General features: G+C 68.6%; 23 protein-coding genes and 1 tRNA gene. 10 read left to right on the top strand and 14 right to left on the bottom strand.

All coding sequences use genetic code 11. From position 1 onward, the window contains the following. The coding region (locus N802_RS12130) for an integrase core domain-containing protein (protein ID WP_035916616.1) at positions 1-1,031 on the top strand (1,031 nt) is incomplete at its 5' end. A gap of 36 nt (positions 1,032-1,067) precedes the next feature. Here N802_RS12130 and N802_RS12125 read toward each other — a convergent pair. Next, positions 1,068-1,144: transfer RNA gene (locus N802_RS12125), tRNA-Pro, on the bottom strand. A gap of 90 nt (positions 1,145-1,234) precedes the next feature. Then, complete coding sequence (locus tag N802_RS12120) at positions 1,235-2,173, bottom strand: metallophosphoesterase (RefSeq protein ID WP_035916614.1); 939 nt, start codon at positions 2,171-2,173, stop codon at positions 1,235-1,237. A gap of 43 nt (positions 2,174-2,216) precedes the next feature. Here N802_RS12120 and N802_RS12115 point away from each other — a divergent pair, with 43 nt between their 5' ends. After that, complete coding sequence (locus tag N802_RS12115) at positions 2,217-2,678, top strand: GatB/YqeY domain-containing protein (protein WP_035916514.1); 462 nt, start codon at positions 2,217-2,219, stop codon at positions 2,676-2,678. 111 nt (positions 2,679-2,789) lie between these two features. On the opposite strand, the gene N802_RS12110 is transcribed toward N802_RS12115, so the two are convergent. After that, complete coding sequence (locus N802_RS12110) at positions 2,790-5,243, bottom strand: penicillin-binding protein (protein ID WP_052109882.1); 2,454 nt, start codon at positions 5,241-5,243, stop codon at positions 2,790-2,792. 211 nt (positions 5,244-5,454) lie between these two features. Here N802_RS12110 and N802_RS12105 point away from each other — a divergent pair, with 211 nt between their 5' ends. Continuing rightward, entirely contained in the window at positions 5,455-5,778 is a 324-nt protein-coding gene (locus N802_RS12105; RefSeq protein WP_052109881.1) for a WhiB family transcriptional regulator, read from the top strand. Positions 5,779-5,955: 177 nt separating this feature from the next. Here N802_RS12105 and bagB read toward each other — a convergent pair whose 3' ends face one another. Both bagB and bagA read right to left on the bottom strand, forming a co-directional pair. Beyond that, positions 5,956-7,122: an ArsA family ATPase gene (bagB, locus tag N802_RS12100; protein WP_052109880.1), complete on the bottom strand. Its 1,167-nt coding sequence runs from the start codon at positions 7,120-7,122 to the stop codon at positions 5,956-5,958. Continuing rightward, positions 7,122-8,195 carry an ATPase BagA gene (bagA, locus tag N802_RS12095; RefSeq protein WP_035916512.1) on the bottom strand — a complete coding sequence of 358 codons (1,074 nt, stop codon included), beginning with the start codon at positions 8,193-8,195 and terminating at the stop codon, positions 7,122-7,124. The genes bagB and bagA overlap by 1 nt, the downstream gene beginning before the upstream one ends. A 60-nt stretch (positions 8,196-8,255) precedes the next feature. Between bagA and sp36 the strand changes: the two genes are divergently transcribed. The 3 genes from sp36 to N802_RS12085 all read left to right on the top strand — a co-directional run bounded on the left by sp36 (position 8,256) and on the right by N802_RS12085 (position 9,705). Further along, the gene (gene sp36, locus N802_RS20240) at positions 8,256-8,414 is read left to right on the top strand and encodes a Sp36 family protein (protein WP_156971384.1); all 159 of its coding nucleotides are present in this window, start codon (positions 8,256-8,258) and stop codon (positions 8,412-8,414) included. A 3-nt stretch (positions 8,415-8,417) separates the two neighbouring features. Further along, positions 8,418-8,891, top strand: coding sequence for a RidA family protein (locus tag N802_RS12090; RefSeq protein ID WP_035916510.1), 474 nt, complete (start codon positions 8,418-8,420; stop codon positions 8,889-8,891). Between the two features lie 115 nt (positions 8,892-9,006). Then, entirely contained in the window at positions 9,007-9,705 is a 699-nt protein-coding gene (locus N802_RS12085; protein ID WP_052109879.1) for an NUDIX hydrolase, read from the top strand. Positions 9,706-9,792: 87 nt separating this feature from the next. On the opposite strand, the gene N802_RS12080 is transcribed toward N802_RS12085, so the two are convergent. Continuing rightward, positions 9,793-10,698, bottom strand: coding sequence for a hypothetical protein (locus tag N802_RS12080; RefSeq protein WP_052109878.1), 906 nt, complete (start codon positions 10,696-10,698; stop codon positions 9,793-9,795). Positions 10,699-10,878: 180 nt separating this feature from the next. Between N802_RS12080 and N802_RS12075 the strand changes: the two genes are divergently transcribed. Next, positions 10,879-11,673: an MBL fold metallo-hydrolase gene (locus N802_RS12075; RefSeq protein WP_035916509.1), complete on the top strand. Its 795-nt coding sequence runs from the start codon at positions 10,879-10,881 to the stop codon at positions 11,671-11,673. A gap of 3 nt (positions 11,674-11,676) precedes the next feature. Here the strand turns inward: N802_RS12075 and N802_RS12070 are convergent, their stop codons facing one another. Continuing rightward, positions 11,677-12,354, bottom strand: coding sequence for a Crp/Fnr family transcriptional regulator (locus N802_RS12070; protein ID WP_035916605.1), 678 nt, complete (start codon positions 12,352-12,354; stop codon positions 11,677-11,679). 85 nt (positions 12,355-12,439) lie between these two features. Between N802_RS12070 and nth the strand changes: the two genes are divergently transcribed. Together nth and N802_RS12060 are read left to right on the top strand one after the other, a co-directional pair. Continuing rightward, on the top strand, positions 12,440-13,243 hold the full coding sequence (gene nth / locus N802_RS12065) for an endonuclease III (RefSeq protein ID WP_035916506.1): 804 nt from the start codon (positions 12,440-12,442) through the stop codon (positions 13,241-13,243). Next, positions 13,243-13,914, top strand: coding sequence for an NUDIX hydrolase (locus tag N802_RS12060; protein WP_035916603.1), 672 nt, complete (start codon positions 13,243-13,245; stop codon positions 13,912-13,914). Before nth ends, N802_RS12060 begins: the two co-directional genes overlap by 1 nt. A 130-nt stretch (positions 13,915-14,044) precedes the next feature. Here N802_RS12060 and N802_RS12055 read toward each other — a convergent pair whose 3' ends face one another. The 5 genes from N802_RS12055 to acs form a co-directional block, all read right to left on the bottom strand. Then, positions 14,045-14,431, bottom strand: a complete 387-nt coding sequence (locus tag N802_RS12055) for a phage holin family protein (protein ID WP_035916504.1) — start codon at positions 14,429-14,431, stop codon at positions 14,045-14,047. 203 nt (positions 14,432-14,634) lie between these two features. Beyond that, entirely contained in the window at positions 14,635-15,987 is a 1,353-nt protein-coding gene (nhaA, locus tag N802_RS12050) for a Na+/H+ antiporter NhaA (RefSeq protein WP_035916503.1), read from the bottom strand. A 108-nt stretch (positions 15,988-16,095) separates the two neighbouring features. Beyond that, positions 16,096-17,478 carry an NAD(P)/FAD-dependent oxidoreductase gene (locus tag N802_RS12045; protein ID WP_035916501.1) on the bottom strand — a complete coding sequence of 461 codons (1,383 nt, stop codon included), beginning with the start codon at positions 17,476-17,478 and terminating at the stop codon, positions 16,096-16,098. A gap of 123 nt (positions 17,479-17,601) precedes the next feature. Continuing rightward, positions 17,602-18,204, bottom strand: coding sequence for a GNAT family N-acetyltransferase (locus N802_RS12040; RefSeq protein WP_052109877.1), 603 nt, complete (start codon positions 18,202-18,204; stop codon positions 17,602-17,604). Between the two features lie 4 nt (positions 18,205-18,208). Then, a complete protein-coding gene (gene acs, locus N802_RS12035) occupies positions 18,209-20,194 on the bottom strand; it encodes an acetate--CoA ligase (protein WP_035916498.1) in 1,986 nt (661 codons plus the stop codon). Between the two features lie 189 nt (positions 20,195-20,383). Between acs and N802_RS20235 the strand changes: the two genes are divergently transcribed. Beyond that, positions 20,384-21,241: a hypothetical protein gene (locus N802_RS20235; protein WP_035916496.1), complete on the top strand. Its 858-nt coding sequence runs from the start codon at positions 20,384-20,386 to the stop codon at positions 21,239-21,241. Between the two features lie 22 nt (positions 21,242-21,263). On the opposite strand, the gene N802_RS12025 is transcribed toward N802_RS20235, so the two are convergent. Both N802_RS12025 and N802_RS12020 read right to left on the bottom strand, forming a co-directional pair. Then, complete coding sequence (locus N802_RS12025; protein WP_156971383.1) at positions 21,264-22,145, bottom strand: hypothetical protein; 882 nt, start codon at positions 22,143-22,145, stop codon at positions 21,264-21,266. Then, positions 22,115-22,717, bottom strand: coding sequence for a DUF6318 family protein (locus N802_RS12020; RefSeq protein WP_035916492.1), 603 nt, complete (start codon positions 22,715-22,717; stop codon positions 22,115-22,117). Before N802_RS12020 ends, N802_RS12025 begins: the two co-directional genes overlap by 31 nt. Positions 22,718-22,792 lie beyond the last annotated feature (75 nt).

Genomic DNA, 22,792 nt, shown 5'->3' with positions numbered 1-22,792 from the left:
GACCCAAGGCCTCACCGGCACGGGTGAGCGACGAGGTCGTGGGCGCGGTCCTGGCCGAACGGGACCGACTGGCCGGTGCGGGCCATGACGCCGGCCCGGAAACGATCCACTGGCACCTCGAGCGCGCCCAGGCCGTGGCATCGGTGCCGTCGCGGGCCACGATCGCGCGGATCCTGACCGCGCACGGTCGAGTCACGCCGGAGCCGAAGAAGAAACCCATGAGCGCCTACCAACGGTTCGAAGCCGCCCAACCCAACGAGTGCTGGCAATCGGACTTCACCCACTACCCACTGACCTCCGGCACCGACGTCGAGGTCATCACCTGGCTCGATGACCACTCCCGCTACGCCCTCCACATCAGCGCCCACACCCGCATCACCGGACAGATCGTGCTGGCCACGTTCCGGGCCACCACCACCGAACACGCCTGTCCCGCAAGCACCCTGACCGACAACGGGATGGTGTACACCGTCCGCCACGCCGGACAGGGCCGCCGCGGTGGACGCAACGCGTTCGAGCACGAACTCGCCACCCTCGGCATCCGGCAGAAGAACGGGCGCGGGAACCACCCCCAAACCCAGGGCAAGGTCGAACGCTTCCAGCAAACCCTGAAGAAGTGGCTCAGCCAGCAACCCGCCCAGCCCGCCACCATCGACCAGCTCCAGGCCCTGATCGACCAGTTCCGCCACGAGTACAACCACGAACGCCCACACCGATCCCTCAAACGGCGCACCCCAGCAGCCGCCTACACCTCCCTGCCCAAGGCGAACCCCCAGCCCGAACCCACAGGCAACCGCCACGCCCGCGTCCGCACCGACAAGATCAACAACGGCAAGATCACCCTTCGCCACGGCGGCCAGCTGTACTCCATCGGCATCGGCCGCACCCACGACGGCACCACCGTAAAAGCGCTGGTCAACGGCCTGGACATCACCATCATCGACGCCACCACCGGCGAAGTCCTCCGCCAACTCACCCTCGACCCCACCCGCAAATACCAACCCCAGAAACCACAACACCCCGAACCCTGAGGGTTCGGGGTGTTGCCGATGTCTTGAGACATCACATGGTCGGGGTGACAGGATTTGAACCTGCGACCTCTTCGTCCCGAACGAAGCGCGCTACCAAGCTGCGCCACACCCCGTGGCATGTCCCTGCCCTCACAGGCAGCGACACCAGAGGATAGCCGACGCCGACCCGCCTCCCGAAATCGGTTCCTCCGGTCCGGCGACCGTCAGCGCGCCGTGAGCGTCAACAGGGTCGCCTCGGGGCGACAGGCGAAGCGCACGGGCGCGTACGGCGAGGTCCCCAGGCCCGCAGAAACGTGCAGGTATGCCGCCCGCTCCGGTTGCGTGGGCACGTCGCCTCCCGCGCCCGGCCACCACCGCGAGAGCCCCTTGGCGCGCCCCCGGTCGAGGTCGCAGTTGGTCACGAGAGCCCCATAGAGCGGCACGGCGAGCTGCCCACCGTGCGTGTGGCCGGCAAGGATGAGCCCCGCGCCATCGGCCGTCATTGCGTCGAGCACCCGCTGGTAGGGCGCGTGGACGAGACCGAGGGTGAGCGCGACGTCGGTGGCAGCGGGACGGGACACCACGGCATACCGGTCTCGTGCGATGTGCGGGTCGTCGACTCCGACGAGCTCGATTCGGTGCGGGCCCACGTCGACCGTGGTGCGCGCGTTGTCGAGGTCATGCCAACCGCCCGCACGGAGTCCGGCCACCAACGCGTCCACCGGCAGGTCCACGCGCTCGAGCTTGGGCGCCCGGGCGTAGTTGCGGGTGAGGTAGAGCGCCGGGTTCTTGGGCACGGGACCGAAGCGGTCGTTGGAGCCCAACACGAAGGCCCCGGGGAACTCCATGAGCGGCTCCATCGCCCGCAGCAACGGTCCGACGGCCTCGACGTGGGCGAGGTTGTCGCCGGAGTTGACGACGAAATCCGGTGAGAGAGAAGCGAGCTCGCGCACCCACTCGATCTTGCGGCGCTGCCCCGGTGTGAGGTGGAGGTCGCTGACCTGCAGGATCCGCACGGACTCCGACCCGGGCGGCAACACCGGCACCGTCGCCGAGCGCAGGGCGAACCAGTTGCGCTCGATGAGGCCGGCATACGCCACGCCGGCCACCCCTGCGGCGGCGAGCGCGCCCACGGCGGTCAGGGCCTTGCTGGTCGCGGTCATCACGCCAGTATCCCGGTTGACTCCGGGTGCGAGACTTGGGGCCATGACCGACACGACTCTCAAGGGCACGCTCCAGGGCGACCTCCACGACGCGATCCGCAGCAAGGACAAGGTCCGCTCCGGCACGCTCCGGATGGCGCTCACCGCCATCACCAACGCCGAGGTGGCCGGTGACGAGGCCAAGGAACTCAGTGACGACGAGGTACTCAAGGTCATCGCCAAGGAGGCGAAGAAGCGCAAGGAGGCCTCGACGGCATACGTCGAAGCCGGTCGCACCGAACTCGCCGCGATCGAGGACGCCGAGCTGGTCGTGCTCGAGACCTACCTGCCCAAGCAGCTCGACGACGCCGAGCTCGAGCGGATCGTGCGCAGCGCGGTCGAGTCGACGGGTGCGAGCAGCATGGCCCAGATGGGACAGGTCATGAAGGTCGCCCAGGGTGAGATCGCGGGCCGCGCCGACGGTGGGCGTGTCGCTGCGATCGTCAAGCAGGTCCTGGCGGGCTGACGCCGAGCAGCGCCGAACCGCTGCACCCCTGACGAAGGGCCGGACATCTCAGGTGAGATGCCCGGCCCTTCGTCATGATCGGCGCTGGTTCACTCCGGCGCTGGCGACGAGTCAGTCGTCCTCTTCGTCGCCCCCACCGTTGCCGTTCCCACTGTTGCCGTTCCCATTGCCCCGTCCGCTGTTGCCGCGGCGGTCGGGTTGGGGAGCGTCGCGGTCCGGCTCAGGGTTCGACGTCCCCGGCTGGAACACCGGCGGCTGGTAGCCACGCGAGATGAACAGCGTCACGGTCCCGCCCTTCATGCCGCGTGTGCCGGGGCTCGTGCGTGCGACGCGACCCTCCCGGATGGAGCTGTCGACGCGGCTCCCGACCCGGACCTTGAAGCCCGCGGCCTGGAGCTTGCTCGTCGCCGTCTCGACGCTGTCGCCGACCACCGAGGGGAGCCGGATGTAGTTGCCGTTGAGCACCTTGTCCGAGGGCCGGGTGAACCTCACCACCGGCAGGTCATTCGTCGCGTGCCGCATGATCTTGGACCAGACGGGGGCGGCGACGGTGCCACCGAACACGCTGCGCTTGCAGCCGTACTCACCGAAGCACTTGCCGTTGAGGGTGAGCAACTGACCGTTGGCCCTCGCGACCTTGACGTTGCCGATCCACACCGCGGCGGAGCGCTGCGGGGTGTAGCCGATGAACCACGACTGGTTGTGGTTGTTGGTCGTCCCGGTCTTGCCAGCAGCGGGTCGGGCGCTGACGTCCCAAAGGCCTCGTGCCGTGCCACGACGGTCGGAGAGGGGGCCCATGAGGAGCTGGTTGACACCGTCGGCGATGTCGGCCCGGACGACCTGCTTGCACGCGGTCGGCGGGATCTTGATGGCCTTGCCGTTCGACGTCGTGATCGAGGCGATCGGGGTGGGCTCGCAGTACTTGCCCCGCGCGGCCAGCGTCGCGTAGGACGCCGCTGCCGTCATCGGCGTCATCACGCCGGCGCCCAGGGTGATCGAGGCGACCGTGTTGTCGATCTTCCCGCCGTCGCCCTGGTGGACGCCCATGCGGTTCATGGTGTCGTAGACCTTGTTGCACCCCGTGTCGATGACGAGCTGACCGAACGCCGTGTTGATGGACTCGGCCGTGGCCTGTGCCAGCGACATCTCACCGCCACTGCGGTAGTCGTTCTCGACCGACCAGTCCTTGTCGGAGTTGCACCGTCCCTTCATCTCCGAGCGCGTGAACGAGTGCGGGTCGTCCGGCGAGGCCGAGGGTGCATCGATGGTGCCGTCGAGAGGCATTCCAGCCTCGAGCGCGGCCACGAGGGCGTAGGTCTTGGCCGTCGACCCGAACTGGTAGCCGTACTGGCTGCCGCCGTAGCGCTGGTCGGCGTTGAGGTTGAGCTGGCTCGCGGAGAAGTCCGTGGCCTGCGCCATCGCGAGGACCTTGCCGGTGCCGGGCTCGATGACCGTCGATGCCGCCCCCAGGTTCTGCTTGTTGCCGACCGGGACGGCCTTGGTCAGCTCCTTGAACGTCGCTGCCTGCAGCTCCATGTCGAGGGTGGTCTTGATCGTCAGGCCGCCCTGGTTGATGTTCTTGAGACGCTCGGCGGGGGTCTTGCCGAGGACGGCCATCTGCGGCGACTTCTGGAGGTACTCCATCATGTAGGCGCAGAAGAACGGCTCGACCGAGCGGTGGCAGGTGCCCTTCGGGGGCTTGCGGTTGCCGAGCATGTCGGCCACCGGCACCTTCTTGGCGGCGTTGACGTCCTTGGTCGAGGCCATGCCCAGGGTCGCCATGCGGTCGAGGACGAGGTTGCGTCGCGCCTGCGAGTCCTTCGGGTTGAGCACGGGGTTGTAGCGCGTCGGCTGCTGCACGATGCCCGCGAGCAGCGCGGACTGGCCGAGGTTGAGCTTGGACGACGAGATGCCGAAGTAGTTCTGGGCCGCAGCCTCGACGCCGTAGGCCTGGTCGCCGTAGTAGACGAGGTTCAGGTAGCCGGCGAGGATCTGGTCCTTGGTGAAGTTGCGCTCGACGTCGAGGGCGTACTTCAACTCCTGGAGCTTTCGCGTGTAGGTCTTGGCGACAGCAGCCTTGGCGGCTTCCTTGTCGTCACGGCGGAGGGCGTTCTCCTGGAGCGTGATCTTGACGTACTGCTGGGTGAGGGTCGATGCGCCCTGGACGCCCTCGCCCTGGGCGTTCGACACCATGGCGCGGGTGAAGCCGCGGACGTCCAGACCGCCGTGCTCATAGAAGCGGGCGTCCTCGATGGCGATCTGCGCCTTCTGCATCCAGCCGGAGATGCGCGTGAGGGGGACGATGATGCGGTTCTCGTCGTAGGGGTTCGCGATGAGCTTCTTGCCCGACGCGTCGACGATCCTCGACTGCTGCGCCAGTGGCGAGACCGAGAACTCACTGGGGAGGTCGTTGAAGGCCTGGACGCCGCTCTTGGTGGCGCTGCCTCCGGCTCCGATCGCGGGGATCGCGAGTCCCGCCATGAGGAGTCCCATGAGCGCCCCGAGGACGACGAGACCCGTCAACAGGCGAAGCACGGCAGGGAGATTTTGGGCGCGGCCATCCATACCATCAGGGTAACTGGGAAACCTATGACCCCCCGGTCAGCCGCGCGTCACCGCGTTTCTGCACGTCAGGCGGAAATTGCCTAGCCCAGTGACTAGTTACTTTGAGCCATATAACTAGTCCCCGTATTCGTCATGGTGCGGCTTTCACCTACTGCCTAGTTTTCGTGTAGCGCCATTCGGGAGGGAATGGCCCAGTCCGAGGGAAACAGTAATGACGATCACAGCGCCTGCCAGTAGCACGAACCACATCACGACCCACGCACCATCCGACTGGTCGACCCGCGGCACCTGCGTGGGCACTGACCCTGACGCACTCTTCGTGCAGGGCAAGGAGCAGCGGGCCGCCAAGGTCGTCTGCCGCGCGTGCCCCGTCGCGCTCGACTGCCTGTCCGATGCTCTCGACAACCGCACCGAGTTCGGCGTCTGGGGTGGCATGACGGAGCGCGAGCGCCGTGCCCTGCTTCGCCGTCACCCCGACGTTCGGTCGTGGCGCGAGGTGCTCAGCAAGTCGATGGGTCGGGCACAGCAGAACTGACCTACTTTTCGCGTATGCCGGGTCGTCACCTTCCGAGGTGCGGCCCGGCTTTCGCGTGTTGGTCCCGTCCCGAACTCACCCAATTGGACGGTTGGGCACGCAGCAGGCGCGGCGCCCCCGTACCGAACTCACCCAATTGGACGGTTGGGCACGCAGCAGGCGCGGCACCCCGTCCCCTCACACGGCGAGGGCCTGACCGATCTCGCGGAGGTCGTCGAGGTCGTGGACGTCGGTCGCCGACGCGGCCACCGTGGTGATCTCGACCTCTGGGTGCGAGGCCGCGAAGCGCGTGACGACGGCGTGCTGCCGCGCGACGGTCGACGCGAGGTCGACGTGCAGGGACAGCAGGGCGGCCGTGAGGGTGTCCTCCCGATCGTCCTCGGCGAGCTGCTCCGCACCGTCCTCGGCCCGTGACCCCGACAACGCAGCCGCCCCGAGCGTCTGGAGACGGTTCACGACAACGCCCGCGAGCGGCATACCCTCATCGCCCAACCGGGCCACGAAGAAAGCCGCCTCGCGCAACGCATCCCGGTCGGGGGAGGCGACGACGACGAAAGCCGTCGTGTCCTCCTTGAGCAGGGCATACGTGACGTCGGCACGCTCACGGAAGCCGCCGAACATCGTGTCGAGGGCAGCCACGAAGGTCTGCACGTCCTGGAGCATCTGACCGCCGAGAACCCGACTCAGCGTGCGCTGCGCGAGGTCGACGCCGACGCTGAACACCTTGAGATAGGCCCGCCCACCCGCCTTCGCGGGAGCCATGAGCAGGCGGACGAAGCGCCCGTCGAGGAACGAACCGAGCCGCTTCGGGGCATCGAGGAAGTCGAGGGCGGAGCGCGACGGGGGCGTGTCGACGACGATGAGGTCCCAGGTGCCGTCGCGTTCGGCCTGGGTGCGGAGTTGGCCGAGCTTCTCCATCGCCATGTATTCCTGCGTCCCTGCGAAGGAGCTCGACACGGCTTGGTAGAAGGGGTTGGCGAGGATCTGGGCGGCCTTCTCCGGCGTGGCGTGGGCCTCGACGACCTCGTCGAAGGTCCGCTTCATGTCGAGCATCATCGCGTCGAGCCGCCCGCCAGCGGCCAGGTCCACGTCGGCGACGGGACGGGGTGTGTTGTCGAGCTCGGTGAGCCCGAGTGACTGGGCGAGTCGACGTGCCGGGTCGATCGTGAGGACGACGACCTTGCGGCCCGCCTCGGCGGCTCGGATGCCGAGCGCGGCCGCAGTCGTGGTCTTGCCGACGCCTCCGGAGCCGCAGCACACGATGATGCCGACCTCGTCGTTGGCGAGGAGGGCGTCGATGTCGAGCTGGGGATGCTCGGGCGCGGACGGCTTGCGGGTGGCCATCAGTGACCGCCCTGCCGGGTCTGATCCATGTCATGTCCGAGGAGCCCTTCGGCCAGCTCGTCGGCGAGGACGGCGATGCCACCGTCGTCCATGCCGCCGTTCAGGGCCGGGAGCTCCACGACCGGGGGCCCTGCGTCCGCGATCTCACGGGCCATCTCGGCCTGGAGGTCGAGGCGGAGCGCGTGGTCGCGGCCCTCGCGGATCAGTCCCTTGACCATGGGGTTCGTGGGCCGCAGCCCAGCCGAGGTCAGTTCGTCGCGCACGAGGTCCTCGAGCGCCTTGTCCTTCTTGGTGGTCTTGGCCGACCCCGTGAGTTGGGTGAGCTGCTCCGGTGTGAGGAGAGGTTCGCGCACCTGGTTCACGATGATGGCGCCGAGGTGGAGCCCGACGTCCGCGAGGTCGCGCAGCCCGTCGAGGCTCTCCTGGACCGGCATCTCCTCGAGGAGCGTCACCATGTGCACGAGGGTGCGCGGATCGCGCAGCATCCGGGTGATGGAGTCGGCCTGCGACTTGATCGGGCCCATCTTGGCGACGTCGGCGACGCCGGCGTTGACGTTGAGGAAGCGCACGGCCCGCCCGGTCGGCGGCGCGTCGAGGACGACGGCGTCGTAGTGCAGCCCGCCGCCCTTGCCACCACTTCCCCGTCCGCCCTTGGGTCGGCCCGCTGCCTCGTAGATCTTGCCGATGAGCAGGACGTCGCGCACGCCCGGCGCGATGGTCGTGGCGAAGTCGATGGCGCCGACCTTCTCGAGGGCGCTCCCGGCGCGGCCGAGCTTGTAGAACAGCTGGAGGTACTCGAGCAGTGCCGCCTTGGCGTCGACCGAGAGGCCCCAGAGCTCGCCGCCGCCCGGGTGCGTGACGAGGCGCACCTCCTGCGTGCCGAGCGGCGGGACGTCGAAGGTCTGGGACAGCCCCTGTCGCCCCTCGACCTCGGCGAGGAGGACGCGCTTGCCGGTCTGCGCGAGGGCCAGGGCAAGCGCCGAGGCCACGGTGGTCTTGCCGACTCCACCCTTGCCGGTCACGACGTGCAGGCGAGCCGCAGCGAACTCGGCGGGGACGGCGGGCGCGGGCACGGGGTCAGCCTACGACCGGGCGGTACCGACAGGGTTCGGACACCCTCTAGGGTGTGGACCATGCAGAAGTGGGAGTACGCAACGGCGCCGATCATGATCCACGCAACCAAGCAGATCCTCGACAACTGGGGCGAGGACGGCTGGGAACTCGTGCAGGTGGTGCAGGGTCCGCAGGGTGACAACCTCGTGGCCTACTTCAAGCGCCCCAAGGGAGCCTGACTCATGAGCGCAGTCGAGGATCGTCTGGCCGAGTTGGGGCTGTCGGTGCCGGATGTCGCACCGCCCGTGGCGGTCTATGTGCCGGCCGTCCAGGACGGGTCGCGTGTCTTCACGTCGGGTCAGCTGCCGATGGTCTCCGGGTCCTTGGCCGACACGGGGAAGGTCGGCGAGGGCGACGGGTTCGTGTCTCCTGAGCGGGCCAAGGAGCTCGCGCAGATCTGCGCCCTCAACGCCATCGCTGCCGTGAAGTCCATCGTCGGTGACCTCGACAAGGTCGAGCGCGTGGTCAAGGTCGTGGGCTTCGTCGCCTCGGACCCGGCGTTCACCGGTCAGCCCGGTGTCATCAACGGCGCCAGTGAACTGCTGGGTCACGCGTTCGGTGACCGCGGCGTGCACGCCCGCTCCGCCGTCGGCGTGTCGGTCCTTCCGCTGGACGCACCCGTCGAGGTCGAGATCATCGTCCACGTCGCCGACTGACCGTCCCGAACTCACCGAATTCCCGGGTTGGGGACCGTCCCGAACTCACCGAATTCCCGGGTTGGGGGCCGTCCCGAACTCACCGAATTCCCGGGTTAGGAACAGGACATTCCGTATGCCGTTGCGCGAGTTCCCCTCCCCCCGCTCCGATGCGTGGGTCGAGAATGCCCGCGCGTGGCTGGCGTCGCCCGGTGAGCATCTGGTGCCTCGAGCCGCCGCGACGGTGATGGTCGTCCGGGACTCGGCGGACGGGCCGATGGTCTTCGTCCAGCGTCGTGTCTCGACCATGGCGTTCGCGCCGTCGATGTACGTCTTCCCCGGCGGCGGAGTCGACGCGGCGGATGCCGACGTTGACTTCGATCCCGGAGCTGTCGAGTCCTTGGCCGAACGCATGGACCTGCCCGGCGCGGAGGCGAAGCCGTTGTTGTCGGCGGCCGTGCGCGAGGTCGAGGAGGAGTGTGGTCTGCGGTTGTCAGTGGGCGACCTGGTGCCGCGCGCCCACTGGATCACCCCGCCGTTCGAGAAGCGTCGCTACGACACGTGGATCTTCGCCGCCGCGCTTCCTGCCGGGCAGACCGCGGCGGGGGACTCGGGCGAGACCGACCACGATGCCTGGGTGCTCCCGGGAAGTCTCCTCACGGCATACGAGGAGGGGAAGGCCGTGATGCTGCCGCCGACCGTGGTCATGCTGGAGCAACTGGCCGCCTTTGGGTCCGTGGCCAACTTCCTCGCCGACCGGCCAGTGCTCACGGCGGTGGAGCCCGAACTCGTCGAGCTCGGCGACCGCCTGGTCACCCGCTGCGACATCCCCTGACCGAGCACGGCAGGCGGCAATGGATTGGCTGCCCCTGCCGGCTGAGCGTGGTGCCTGCTCCCGGCGGGCGTTTGCCGCCTGCCGTGCTCAGGCTGCGCGAGGCAGGACGTGTCGCGGGCGCTTCGGCTGAGGCAAGTCGGACTGGAGCGCGACCCATGCCAGGAGCGACCAGCGCACCCAGCCCTGCTCGAACATGACGTCCTCATAGGCATAGCGCAGCGACGTCCAGCCGAAGACCGCGAACTCCGTGTGCCGGCAGCAGTCCCGACGGAGCCCCTTGCGGGTCCCATGAGTTTCGTAACCCTCGGCCTCAATGATGAGGCGCAACTCCTCGCTGCCCAGGTCGACCTTGGCATAGAGCCCGGAGTCCGACACCTCGAGCTGGGGCGTCAGGGTCAGGCCGACCTCGATGGTGAGAGCTCGTAGGACGGACTCCAACGGGTTGTGGGCCTTGGCGCTCGCATGCTCTGCGACCCGGCGGACGCGGACCGAACCCGGGCCTCGCGCTGCCGTGGCGGCCGCGAGCAGCTCGCCCCGGGTGACCGTGCCCGAGCGAAGTGCCGAGTCGGCCACGGTGAGGGCTTCGTCAAACGGCAACGCCCGCGCACAGTCCAGAAGCGTTCGGAGCGGTGTCGTGACGCAGTCCTCGACCTGTCCCGACGGGATGTCGCTGCGGTGCAGGTGAATGTCCCTGGGTACGGGGCGCGCGCCCCACTTGCGTGGCACCGTCACCCAGGCCGTGTCGGGGACAGTCTTGACCTTCCACCCGTGGTGCAGGGCTGCGCTCAGGTGCGACAGCGCCCCCGCGGATGCTTTGGCCGCGAGCAGCTGCTGGGAGGAGCGAGGTGTTGTGTACAGATTCCGCCGCGTTCGGAGCACCTCTGAGTTGGCGAGCGCGCGCTCGATCGCTCGCCGAGAGTGCTGGCGGCGCAGCTCGCGCCATGTGGCAAAGCCGCCGCACCGCTCGACCGTCACCGTCACCGTCACCGTCACCGGGCAAGACTGACCGAAACTGGCTGACTGGCCGGAGCCTTATCCACAGGTGAGCACGCCAGGCGGCAAAGGGTCGGCTGAAGGGGCCCTGACCCGGATCGTGAGCCTGACGTCAACGTGTGGTCCGACGTTTGCCGCCTGCAATGCACAGGGCCGGCCAGCGGGTGGCAGGCTGGGGGGATGAGTGAGCAGGTGTGGGCCGGTGGGCAGATCACGACCCGGGCGCATTGCGTGCTCGCGCCCAACCCGGGGCCCATGACGTTGGACGGCACCAACACCTGGGTCCTCATGGAGCCCGGCAGCACCGAGGCGGTCGTCATCGACCCCGGCCCCCTGGACGAGGCCCACCTCCAGCGCGTCGTCCAACACGTGGCCGATGCCGGAGCACGCGTCACTCAGACCATCCTCACCCACGGCCACCATGACCACGCCGAGGCCGCGCCCCGGTTCGCCGAGCTCACCCAGAGCGCCATCCGCGCCGTCGGCCGCGGTCATGACGACCTCACCGACGGCGATGTCATCCGCGCTGGCGGCCTCGAGATCCGCGTCGTCGCCACCCCGGGGCACACGAGCGACTCCATGTCCTTCGCCCTCGAGGCCGACCACGCACTCCTCACCGGTGACACCGTCCTGGGGAGGGGCACCACAGTGGTGGCGCACCCGGATGGTGAGCTCGCGGCATACCTCGCGTCGTTGGATCGCATCGCGAACCTGACGGGCAACGGCGAGGTGACCAGCATCCTCCCCGGCCACGGTCCAGTGGTGCCGGACGCAAAGGCAATGGTCGCGTTCTATCGCACCCACCGACAGGAGCGCCTCGACCAGGTGCGTCAGGCCCTCACCGACGGAGCGGTGCAGGAGGCCGACCCGGTCGAGGGCGTGCTGACGCGGGTCTATGCCGATGTCCCGCAGGAGGTCTGGCCAGCGGCGCGGATGAGCATCCGCGCGCAGTTGGACTACCTCGGCGTGAGGTGACGGTCAGCGCGCGCGGCGCTGGAGACGCTCCATGTCCTGAACGAGGACGGCGCGGGCCTCAAGCTTGAGCCAGCCACGCGTCGCGAAGTCGGCGAGCGCCTTGTTGACGGTCTCGCGGGAGGCGCCGACGAGCTGGGCGAGCTCCTCCTGCGTGAGGTCGTGGCTCACCATGACGCCACCCTCGACGGGGCGACCGAAGCGGTCCGACAGGTCGATGAGCGCCTTGGCGACACGACCGGGCACGTCGGTGAAGACGAGGTCGGCGAGCGACTCGTTGGTGCGGCGGAGTCGGCGGGCCAGGGCAGCCAGCAACGTGGCGGCCACACCGGGGCGCTCCGCGAGGAACGACTTGAGCTGGTCGTGCGTGAGGCCGACGATCTGGGTCTCGGCCACAGCGGTGGCCGTGGCCGTGCGCGGACCGGGGTCGAAGAGGCTCAACTCGCCGAACATCTCGCCCGGGCCGAGGATGGCGAGGAGGTTCTCGCGACCGTCGGCGGAGGAGCGGCCGAGTTTGATCTTGCCCTCGCCGATGACGTAGAGCCGGTCGCCGGGGTCGCCCTCGTTGAACAGCACGTCACCTCGCTCCATGTGCTGCGCCGTCATGGACGCGATGAGGCTGTCGGCCGTCTCGTCATCGAGGGCCGCGAAGAGCGGGGCTTTGCGCACGATGTCGTGATCCACGGCCACAGTGTGCCACGACCTGCGGCGATGGCGTCGGGTCTGACGCAGGGTGGCATCGTCGGGGCTCCGCCGTAGGCTGGCGGTCGTGCCTGCTTCCACCGCTGCGTATGCCGTCGAGTCGCCTGTCGCTCGGACCCGCCGGGCCCGCAAGATCTATCGGGCGCTCGTCGACCGCTATCCCTATGCGCACGCCGAGTTGGACTTCGAGACGCCCTTGCAACTGCTCCTCGCGACGGTGCTCTCGGCGCAGACGACGGACGTCATGGTCAACAAGGTGACGCCGACGCTGTTCGCCCGCTGGCCCACGGCCGAGGCGCTCGCGTCGGCCGACCGCACCGAGATGGAAGAGGTGCTCAAACCGACCGGCTTCTTCCGTGCCAAGACCAACTCCGTGATCACGTTGAGCCAGGCCTTGGTCGAGCGCTATGGCGGCGAGGTGCCGGGGCGGCTCAAGGACCTCGTGACGTTGCCCGGGGTCGGTCGCAAGACCGCCAACGTCGTGCTGGGCAACGCCTTCGGAGTTCCGGGGATCACGGTCGACACCCACTTCGGGCGTCTGGCTCGGCGGTTCGGCTGGACGGAGGAGACCGACCCGGTCAAGGTCGAGCACGAGATCGGAGCGATGTTCCCGCGCAAGGACTGGGTCATGCTCAGTCACGTCCTGATCTTCCACGGGCGCCGGACGTGTCACGCACGCAAGCCTGCGTGCGGTGCGTGCCCGGTGGCTCGGTGGTGTCCGTCCTACGGCGAAGGTGAGACGGACCCGGTGAAGGCGGCGAAGCTCCTCAAGTACGAACTGGCGCCCGGGGCTGAGTGGCCCGACCCGCCGCCCGGTCCGCTGCCAGGCGAGGTGCGCGAGCCGAGGTCGTCCTCGGAGACGTCGGCGTGATGGCTGCGTCGAACTCTCGCCCCGAATGGCTCGACCGCGTCGTCGCGACCGTCGAGGCCGAGGAGCCCGAGGCGTTTTCGACGTTCGCACCGCCCGAGGGTGCGACGAAGTTGTCGGCGGTGCTCATGCTCTTTGGCCCGACGGGCGACGGCGGGGAAGACGTTGTCCTGACAGCACGCTCGCGCCACCTGAGGGCCCACCCCGGGCAGGTGTCGTTCCCCGGTGGGCGGGTTGATCCCACCGATGCGGGACCGATCGACGCGGCCCTGCGCGAGGCCGAGGAGGAAGTCGGTGTGGTGCCGGCCAGCGTGGAGGTCGTGGGCGCGATGCCGCCGCTGTATCTCACCCCGAGTGCCAACGCGGTGACCCCCGTGCTGGGCTGGTGGCCGGAGCCGGGCGAGGTCCGGGTGGTCGACCCGCGCGAGGTCGAGCGGGTCGAGCGGGTGAGGGTCGACGAGTTGCTCGATCCCGGACGTCGCTTCACGGTGACGCACCCGTCAGGTTATCGGGGGCCGGGGTTCGAGGCCGGCGGCCTGTTCGTCTGGGGTTTCACGGCGCTGCTGCTCAACGCGGTGTTCGACCTGGCCGGGCTGACCCAGCCGTGGGACGACACCCTGGAGCGCCCGATCCCGGAGCATGTCCTCTCGGAATGGATGCGCAACCGCGCCTGACGCGTGAGGCTCGTGCGTCCGCAGGATTGGTCGCCTTGGCGACCAGAGTTGCGGACGCGAGCGGACGGCATACCCGCAACGTCCGCAAGATTGGTCGCCCAGGCGACCACAACTGCGGACGCTGGGTGGGTCAGGACTTGAGGGTGGCGATCGTCTGCTGCGCCTCGGAGATGGCGCGCTTCGGCGCGGGCTTCGCCTTGGCGAGCGCATTCTTGCCGAGGACCCCGAGGATGGCGGCGATGATGAAGAGGACCAGCGTCACGATGCCGTAGCCCGCCCACACCGGCAGCCACTCCGCGATGACGCGAGCGAGGGTGTGGAACAGGAAGATCAGGCCGAGCAGTCCGAGGAACGCAGCACCACCGAGGAGTCCGGCCCCCTTGCCCATGACCTTGGCGCCGCCGGAGACCTCGGCCTTGGCGAGAGCGATCTCGCTGCGGATGATCCCCTGCACGTCATGGGTGGCGTCGGCGACGAGTTGGCCGATGGTCCGCTCGGGTCCGGTTCCGCTTGTCATGCTGCTCACCTTCGCAGGTCGTGAGGGGTTCGGGCGACTGGTTACCGACCTTACCCATTGGTATGCCGGGTGCTCGCCCCTGTCCGTCGGCGCGCCTGCCAGTTGTCCCGAACTCACCGAATTCCTCGGTTCGGGACATTGAACGTTGCACGTCCCGAACCGAGGAATTCGGTGAGTTCGGGACGGAGGACCGTCAGGGCCGTTCAATGGGTGGGCTTGTCGTCCTCGGTGAGCCTGGCGTCATGGGTCTGGAAGGTGTCGGGGATGCCGTCGGCGTCGGCGTCGATCGTGTCTTCGTGCGCGATCCGGCGATTCACCGCGTTGCGCCGGCGCAGGACCACCGACGCGAGCACTGCCGCGATGAGTGACCCGGCGATCACCGCGATCTTCGCGTGCTCGTCGCGCGGCGAGCCGGCGCCGAACGCCAACTCACCCACGAGCAGGGACACTGTGAACCCCACCCCGGTGAGCAACGACAACCCGATGATGTCGCTCCACGAGAGGTCGCTGTCGAGTTCGGCGCGGGTGTACCTCGACAGGAGGAAGGTGCTGCCCAGCACGCCGATCAGCTTGCCGACGACCAGGCCGACGACAATCCCGATGGCGACCGGATCACGCAGCGCAGCACCGAAGCCGCCGCCACCGATCGAGACACCAGCGGCGAAGAACGCGAAGACGGGCACCGCGAACCCGGCCGACAGCGGCCTCAGTCGGTGCTCCAGCCGCTGCGCGACGTCGACCTTGCCGGAGAGCGTCGCCGCCGAAGGCACGACCGCACGCGGTCGGACCGGCACGACGAGCCCGAGCAGCACCCCGGCAACGGTCGCGTGCACTCCCGATGCGTGCACCAACGCCCACGTCGCGAATGCCAACGGCACGAGCACCCACCACAGGACGACCCGCCGCTGGACCAAGAACGCGAAGAGCGCCAGGGGCAGCAGCGCCAGCAGCAAAGGCGCCAGCGACAGCCCCTCCGTGTAGAAGATCGCAATGATCGTGATGGCGATGAGGTCATCGACGACCGCCAGGGTCAGCAGGAAAGACCGAAGGCCCGACGGCAGGTGCGACCCGATGACCGCCAGCACCGCGAGCGCGAAAGCAATGTCGGTGGCGGTCGGCACGGCCCACCCGCGCAGCGCGTCCGAGTCCGCCCCCGCGATCAGGACAGTGGCGACGAAGAGCAGCGCGGGCACTGCAACACCGGCTGCGGCGGCGATGACGGGCACCAGAGCCTTGGCCGGCGAGCGCAGGTCCCCGACGAGGAACTCGCGTTTGAGTTCGAGCCCGGCGACGAAGAAGAAGATCGCCAGCAACCCGTCGGCCGCCCACGTCCCCAAGGACAGGTCGAGGTGCCACGGCTCGTAGCCCAACGAGAAGTCGCGCAACGCGGCATACGAGTCTTGCCACGGCGAGTTCGCCCACACGAGTGCCGCGACGGCGGCAATGAGGAGAATCGCGCCGCCAACGGTCTCGGTGCGGAGCGCCTTCGTGACGACCTGCGCCTCGGCCCACGTGGGGCGGCGGAAGAGGCGATCGCGTGCGGCGGGAGTGATCATGTGGTCCTTCGTGGGGTCGGCGCAGTCGTTGCCGACCAGACTTCCCGGCGCACCTGCAGGCAACCCTACCGGCGGTGGCTCGGCGGGCGCTGCCGCCGACCGGAGCGCTCAGGCCCAGGCCTTGCGAGATCGCTGGTTGGCGGCGATCTTCCGTGCCCGCAGGTTTCCGCGGAGCAGGCGCGCCAGATAGGTCGGGGCGAGGAACGCGGACGGTGGCTCCACGAAGGAGCTCACCTTCATGACCTTCGCATACACCTCGACGTCCGTCGTGGCCGCGGCGATGACGAGATTGTTGAGCCGGTTGCCGATTCTGAACTGGACGGTCCGCTTGCCCTCGGCCTCCGGGTAGGCAAGGTCGCCCGCCGCTGCGAACGACCAGGCCAGCGAGATCGGCTTCGCGGACGCTCGGAAGAAGCGTCGCGCGAGATCCGTGTCGCCGTGGGTCAGACAGGCCTGGAGCGAACGCGCTTGAAGGGCAGCCACGGTCATCCCTTGCCCGTAGGTGGGGTTGAACACGCAGATGGCATCGCCGATCACCACCAAGCCCTCTGGGAACGTCTTCATGTGGTCGAAGCGACGCCACACTGCGACGGGAATTCGATGCTGGGAGGTCGGCCCGATGGGTGTGGCGTTGCGCAACGCCGCCATCACATGGGGTGGGCACAGGTCCGCGACCCACTCGATCATGGCGTCCAAGGTGGTCGGCGGCTCACGACCCACCATGCCGTAGAGCCAGAACATGGCGGTGTCGTTCTCCTGCGGGATGATGTTGATGGCGATGGGGCGCTCCACGGTCGCGTCCACCCCGAACAGGACCTCGGGAATCGTGTCGATCGGCCAGTGCAGGAGCTGGGCTTGATAGGTGACGCGCGCCGCGATCCTGTCCTCCGACGGCTTGTCGAAGCCGTGGCGGGTCAGGAATGCAGGGGTTCGGCCCGCGCGGCCCGTGGCGTCGACGACCAGATCGGCCGCGATCACCTCGCCGTCGCCGCCTGCGCGCGGGGCCACTTGGGCTCCCGTGACCCGCCCACCGTTGGTGGCGGCCAGATCCAGGACCACATGGCCGTCCCGCATGGTCACGTTCGGGAGCTCGCGAACGCGTTGACGAACTCGTGCCTCGAGGAAGGGGCGGGTCTGCAGGTGGAACGTCAAGGGCTGCTTCGGGGGCCCGGTCTTTGCCACCACCCTGCCGTTCAGATCGAAGTGGAATTTCGAGTAGTCCTCGGTCAGGACCGCCGATCCGGCGGCCGCCAGGTCATCGAGCAACCCCGGCAACAGGTCGTCCATGACCCGGGCGCCACCTGGCAGGAGCAGGTGCGGGTGACGGTCCTGAGGGACACCCCGGCGGTGCTCGGCTCCGACGGGCAGCACATCGCGCTCGACGACCGTGACCCGGTCGTAGGCATCCGCGAGAACCCGGGCGGCGAGCAGCCCCGACATGCTCGCCCCAAGGACCAGCGCGTGCTCTCCCGCGCGAACAGCGACAGTCATGGTGGACCACCTCCTGCCTCACGTTCAGTATGAGATTCGGGCAATCGGCCGTCCATCCGTCGGCGGAACCGGAACGAACCCTCCCGTTGACCCAGGCACCTGCCCCCGACGAGCTGGCTGGCGTCAGAAGAGGCGGCAGCCGAGGAACAGCGCGTCGGCTGAGGTGTCGTCGAGGACGGTGAAGCCCAGCCGTTCGTAGAAGGCGATCGCCCGATCATTCCCACGACCCACCCCGAGATGGACACCGGGAGAGCCCGCCGCCGCGAGTTGGGCGAACAGTCGCTCCATCAGGCGACGGCCCCACCCGCCGCCCTGCCAGCGAGGCAGCAGGTCCACATGCAGGTGCGACGGATGTTCTCGCACAACGTGATCCGGCGCCGCAGGCGGGTCGTGGATCAGTGCCACGAGTCGCGCGTCCGCCGTCCCCTCGGCCACCGACCCCAGAGGGTGTGCCGCCCGGAGCGAGGGCCACCACGACTTCTCGCACCGCGCCTCGAACGCCCTGGTGTCCAGCGCCCCGAGCACATAGCCCTGCGCCCCAGCCCCGTCGTCGAACACCGTCGCGAGCCCGGGTTCGAAGGTGACGTAGGGACCGACGTACACGTCCCCGAGAAGGTGCGGCACGGCATACAGAGGGCTGGCGTCGGAACCGGAATCGCCGGTGAGCAGGCAGACGTCGTACAACGCTGCCCGATCACCGGCGACACACGGACGCAGGGGATCCACGCGACTAGTCGGAGGAGCCTCCGGACGACAGGCCCTGCTGGATGAGGTTCATGACCGACGAGTCGGCGAGCGTCGTGACATCACCGACCTCGCGGTTCTCGGCGACGTCCTTGAGGAGGCGGCGCATGATCTTGCCGGAGCGGGTCTTGGGGAGCTCGGGGACGATCATGATCGAGCGCGGCTTGGCGATCGGGCCGATCTCCTTGGCCACGTGGTTGCGCAACTCCTGGACGAGGTCCGCGCCTTCACCGTGTTCGTCGGCTCGATCGACGTACTCCTGGCGGAGGATCGTGAACGCGACGACGGCCTGGCCCGTCGTGTCGTCGGCCGCGCCGACGACGGCAGCCTCCGCAACGGCGGGGTGCGACACGAGAGCCGACTCGATCTCGGCCGTCGAGAGGCGGTGGCCCGAGACGTTCATGACGTCGTCGACGCGGCCGAGAAGCCAGATGTTGCCCTTGGCGTCGTACTTGGCGCCGTCGCCGGCGAAGTAGTACTTGTCGCCGAAGCGGCTCCAGTAGGTCTCCTTGTAGCGCTCCGGGTCGCCCCAGATGCCGCGCAGCATCGACGGCCACGGCTTGGTGAGCACGAGGTAGCCCACCTTCTCGGGCTCCGTGAACGGCTGGCCCTCGTCGTCGAGGATCTCGGCGCTGATGCCGGGGATCGGACGCTGTGCCGAGCCGGGCTCCAGCGTCGTGACGCCGGGGAGGGGGCTGATCATGATCGCGCCCGTCTCGGTCTGCCACCACGTGTCGACGATGGGCGCCTTCTCGCCGCCGATGTTCTTGCGGTACCAGAGCCACGCCTCGGGGTTGATCGGCTCACCGACAGAGCCGAGGACGCGGATCGACGACAGGTCGAACTTCGCGGGGATGTCGTCGCCCCACTTCATGAACGTCCGGATCGCAGTGGGGGCGGTGTAGAGGACCGACACCTTGTACTTCTCGATGATCTCCCACCAGCGGCCCTGGTGCGGAGTGTCCGGCGTGCCTTCGTAGAGGACCTGCGTCGCGCCGTTGGCGAGCGGCCCGTAGACGATGTAGGAGTGGCCGGTCACCCAGCCGATGTCGGCGGTGCACCAGTAGACGTCCGTCTCCGGATGCACGTCGTGCACAACGGAATTCGTGTATGCCGTCTGCGTCAGATATCCGGCCGTCGTGTGGAAGATGCCCTTCGGCTTCCCCGTGGTCCCGGACGTGTAGAGGATGAAGAGCGGGTGTTCGCTGTCCATGGGCTCGGCCGTGTGCTCGGGGCTCTGCTTGTCGACGAGGTCGTGCCACCAGACATCGCGGCCGTCGGTCCACTCGACCTCGGACTCGGTGCGCTTGACGACGAGGACCTTCTCGACGGGGGTGTCGCCGCCCGCGAGGGCCTCGTCGACGGCGGGCTTGAGCGGGGCGGCCTTGCCGCGACGCCACTGACCGTCCGCCGTGACGACGACGCGCGCCTCGGCGTCATTGATGCGGGTGCGCAGTGCCTCGGCGGAGAAGCCGCCGAAGATCACCGAGTGCGGGGCGCCGAGGCGGGCGCACGCGAGCATCGTCGCGATGGCCTCGGGAATCATCGGGAGATAGATCGCGACCCGGTCACCCGTCTTCACGCCCAGCTCGATCAGAGCGTTCGCCGCGCGGGACACGTCGGCCAGCAGGTCGGCATACGTGATCGTCCGGGTGTCGCCTCCCTCGCCCTCGAAGTGGATCGCAACGCGGTCGCCGTTGCCGGCCTCGACGTGACGATCGACGCAGTTGTAGGCGACGTTGAGCTCGCCCCCGACGAACCACTTCGCGAACGGTGCGCCGGACCAGTCGAGGGTCTGGTCGAAGTCCTTGCTCCAGGTGAGGCGCTCGCGGGCCTGCTTGGCCCAGAAGGCCTCGAAGTCTGCGTCGGCCTCTGCGAAGAGCGCCTCGGTCCCGTTGGCCGCTGCTGCGAGCTCGGCGTTGGGTGAGAGGTCGAGTTCGGCCAGGTGGCTGGAGAGGTTCTCGTCGGTCACTTCGGGGCTCCTCGTCATTGGGGACTCAGTGATGCGCAACACGATCCCGTCCAGCCAACCGTGTCTGGCGTCGCACGACAACACCGGGTCCGTTCCTCGTCGCCGGGAGGCGGGCCGAATGCGGTGGGCGGTGCGACGAGCGGCACTCTCGCGGCCACTCGCCGGGTGACTCGCAGTAACCTCCCGCCCATGGGCACTGCGCAGACACAGACCGAGGCGGCTTCCGCTGCCCCGTCGGCCACGAGTGATCGCAGCTGGCGGACGCTTGCGAGACGCGGGCGGCCGTTCTTGGCGGCGATCCTCGCGGCGCTGCTCTGGTGGCCCGCCGGATTCGGTGGGTATGCCGGGTGGATGCGTCTGCCTCTCACCGCCCCTTCCGCTTCGGGCGTGGTTGCGCAGGGAAGCGTCGTGTTCCTGGGGTGTCTGGCAGCCGCGGCCGTCGTGTCGGCGCTGGTGAAGGCGCCGTGGCCGCGGTTCGGGATCGCGTTCGGGCTCACCGTGACCGCCTGGGTGCTCGCTGATGGGTCGGCCGACCTGCTGGCTGGCGAGCGTCCTGTGCTGGCTGGATTGGCGGGGCTGGGCATGCTGCTCGGGTTGTGGGTCGGCGCTCGGGCTCACGGGGGACCGGTCGAGGTGGCGACCTTCCTCGCAGTAGTGGCCGGGCTGTCGCCGGCGACGTGGTCGCGTGGGCCGCTGTTGGCCGTCGCGGTCGCGTTGCCGTTCTGGGTCGCGAGCAAGGACCGGGTGGCGCCGACGGTGTGGGCGGTCGTGCGAGTCGTGATCACGTGGCTGCTCGCTGTGCTGGTCTCCGTTGGCCTGCATCACGGTTGGTCGCAGCTGCGACCCGGACTTGCCGGCTCGGACCCGGCCGAGGGGGCGAAGGTCGTGGGTCGGGGGGTGGTCGACCTCATCCGGGAGCAGGGCGTCGAGGTCGCCCAGGCGTCGGCGACGACCTATGCCAACTGGCTCTGGCTCGCGGTCGTGCTGGCGCTCGCCCTCGTTGTCGCTCGAACTCTGCTGAACCGGCGTCGCACCAAGACCACCTGACTGGCACAAACTCGGAGGTTGGTCACTCGTAGAGGCGGGCCTTGGCTTCGCGAACGGTGAGGGTGGCCGGTGTGCCCTGGACGGTGACGGTGTCGGGGATCGTCATCCATGGGCCTCCCTCGAGCCGGAACCTGCCCCCGTACGTCGTATCGACGCGGGTCGCCATCTGGCCCGGCTGCTTGTAGGTCCACCTGATGTCGCCGGCCGGGTGCGGGCCTCCGAGCGAGGTGGTGGGCTCACTCTTGTTGCCGTCGCCATACACGTAGGTGAGCGACTGCAGCGTCGGCTGGATCTCGAGCCGGTAGCCGAGCAGGGCCGAGGCGTCGATCTCGTCGGGTCCGATTCCGGCTTCGGGCCACGTGGCCTCGAAGTACGTCGGGAGGTTGACCAGGGTGACATTGCCGACGGGCTGGATGCTGAGTCCACCCTTGGTGAACTCGACCTCGCGGAAGGCCTGCCGGATCTGGGCGATTGACGGGAGGGTGTTGCCGGGCAGCCGGTCCGGGAAACAGGTGACGCCCCAGGCGGTCCACTGACCCTGGGCGCCCCGGACGGGTGTCCCGTCGGGGTCGACCATGCGGCGCAGGACGACCGCCTGGAACTGGCCGTTGGTGCAGGCAGCCGCGGCTGCGCCGCAGCCAGTGTCGGCGTCGCCGGACGTGCAGTTGATGCGCGTCCTGTATTGCCAGCGCGGGCCAGGTTTCCCGACCGAGGCCGCCGCCTCGCGAGCCGCCTCCTTGATCTCCTCCAGCGTGATCGTGATCTTCGCGCCGTCGCCGGTGGAACTCCCGTCGGTGGAGCCTGGAGGTGGGGTCGGCTCTGCGGCCGCCGGACCCGCGAGCGCCACTGTTAGAGCGAGCAGGAGCGCGACGATCACATGTTCTCGACGCCGTACATCTGCCATGCGTTGTTCACCCACTTCAACGCGGCGCCCTTCTTCGTGTTCGCCGCGGGGACCGCATGGGTCGTCTTCTTGCCGTTCTGATAAAGCGGCTGAGTGGCTTCTGTGAAGGTGAAGTTGACGATGACCTTTGGAGCTGTGGCCTCGGTCGCAAGGGCTGCATTCTCGATCCTGACGCCAGACTCCCTGACGGACCAGCCGCCCTCGGCGTACTCCGTGAACAGATCCTGCGTCTTCTTGCAGGCGATGCAGTCCTTGTCCGCGTAGGCAAACAGGTTCGGTGCATTTGGTGGATCGAGGAGCGCCTTGTTGTAGAGCTCGAAGTAGAAGTGCAGGAAGGCGATGGCGCCGTCTTCGGTGCGCTGGCGTGCCTCCGCTGGGACGCTCGCGTTCGTCGTCGGTGAAGCGCTCGAACTCGCCGACGCACTCGGAGAGCCCGACCCCGACGGCGACGCCGCAGAACTCGACCCCTTCGGCGTCGGCGAACCCGTCGGCTCGGTGGTGTCGCCGCAGCCGCTCAGCGCGAGCGCAGCAATGGATAGGGCGACCGCAGCGCGGCCCCAGGTCTTGTGCACGTGTGTTCCCACCCCGGTCGTGTCGTCAAGGACTCGAGCCAGTCTAGGTATACCGGCGGAAACCGCCACCGGAGT

This window comes from Knoellia sinensis KCTC 19936 (assembly GCF_000768705.1).
In the GTDB taxonomy this organism is placed as follows: Bacteria; Actinomycetota; Actinomycetes; order Actinomycetales; family Dermatophilaceae; genus Knoellia; species Knoellia sinensis.
The sequence above is the reverse complement of the archived record's forward strand: the minus strand, read 5'-3'. Positions and strand labels throughout refer to the sequence as shown.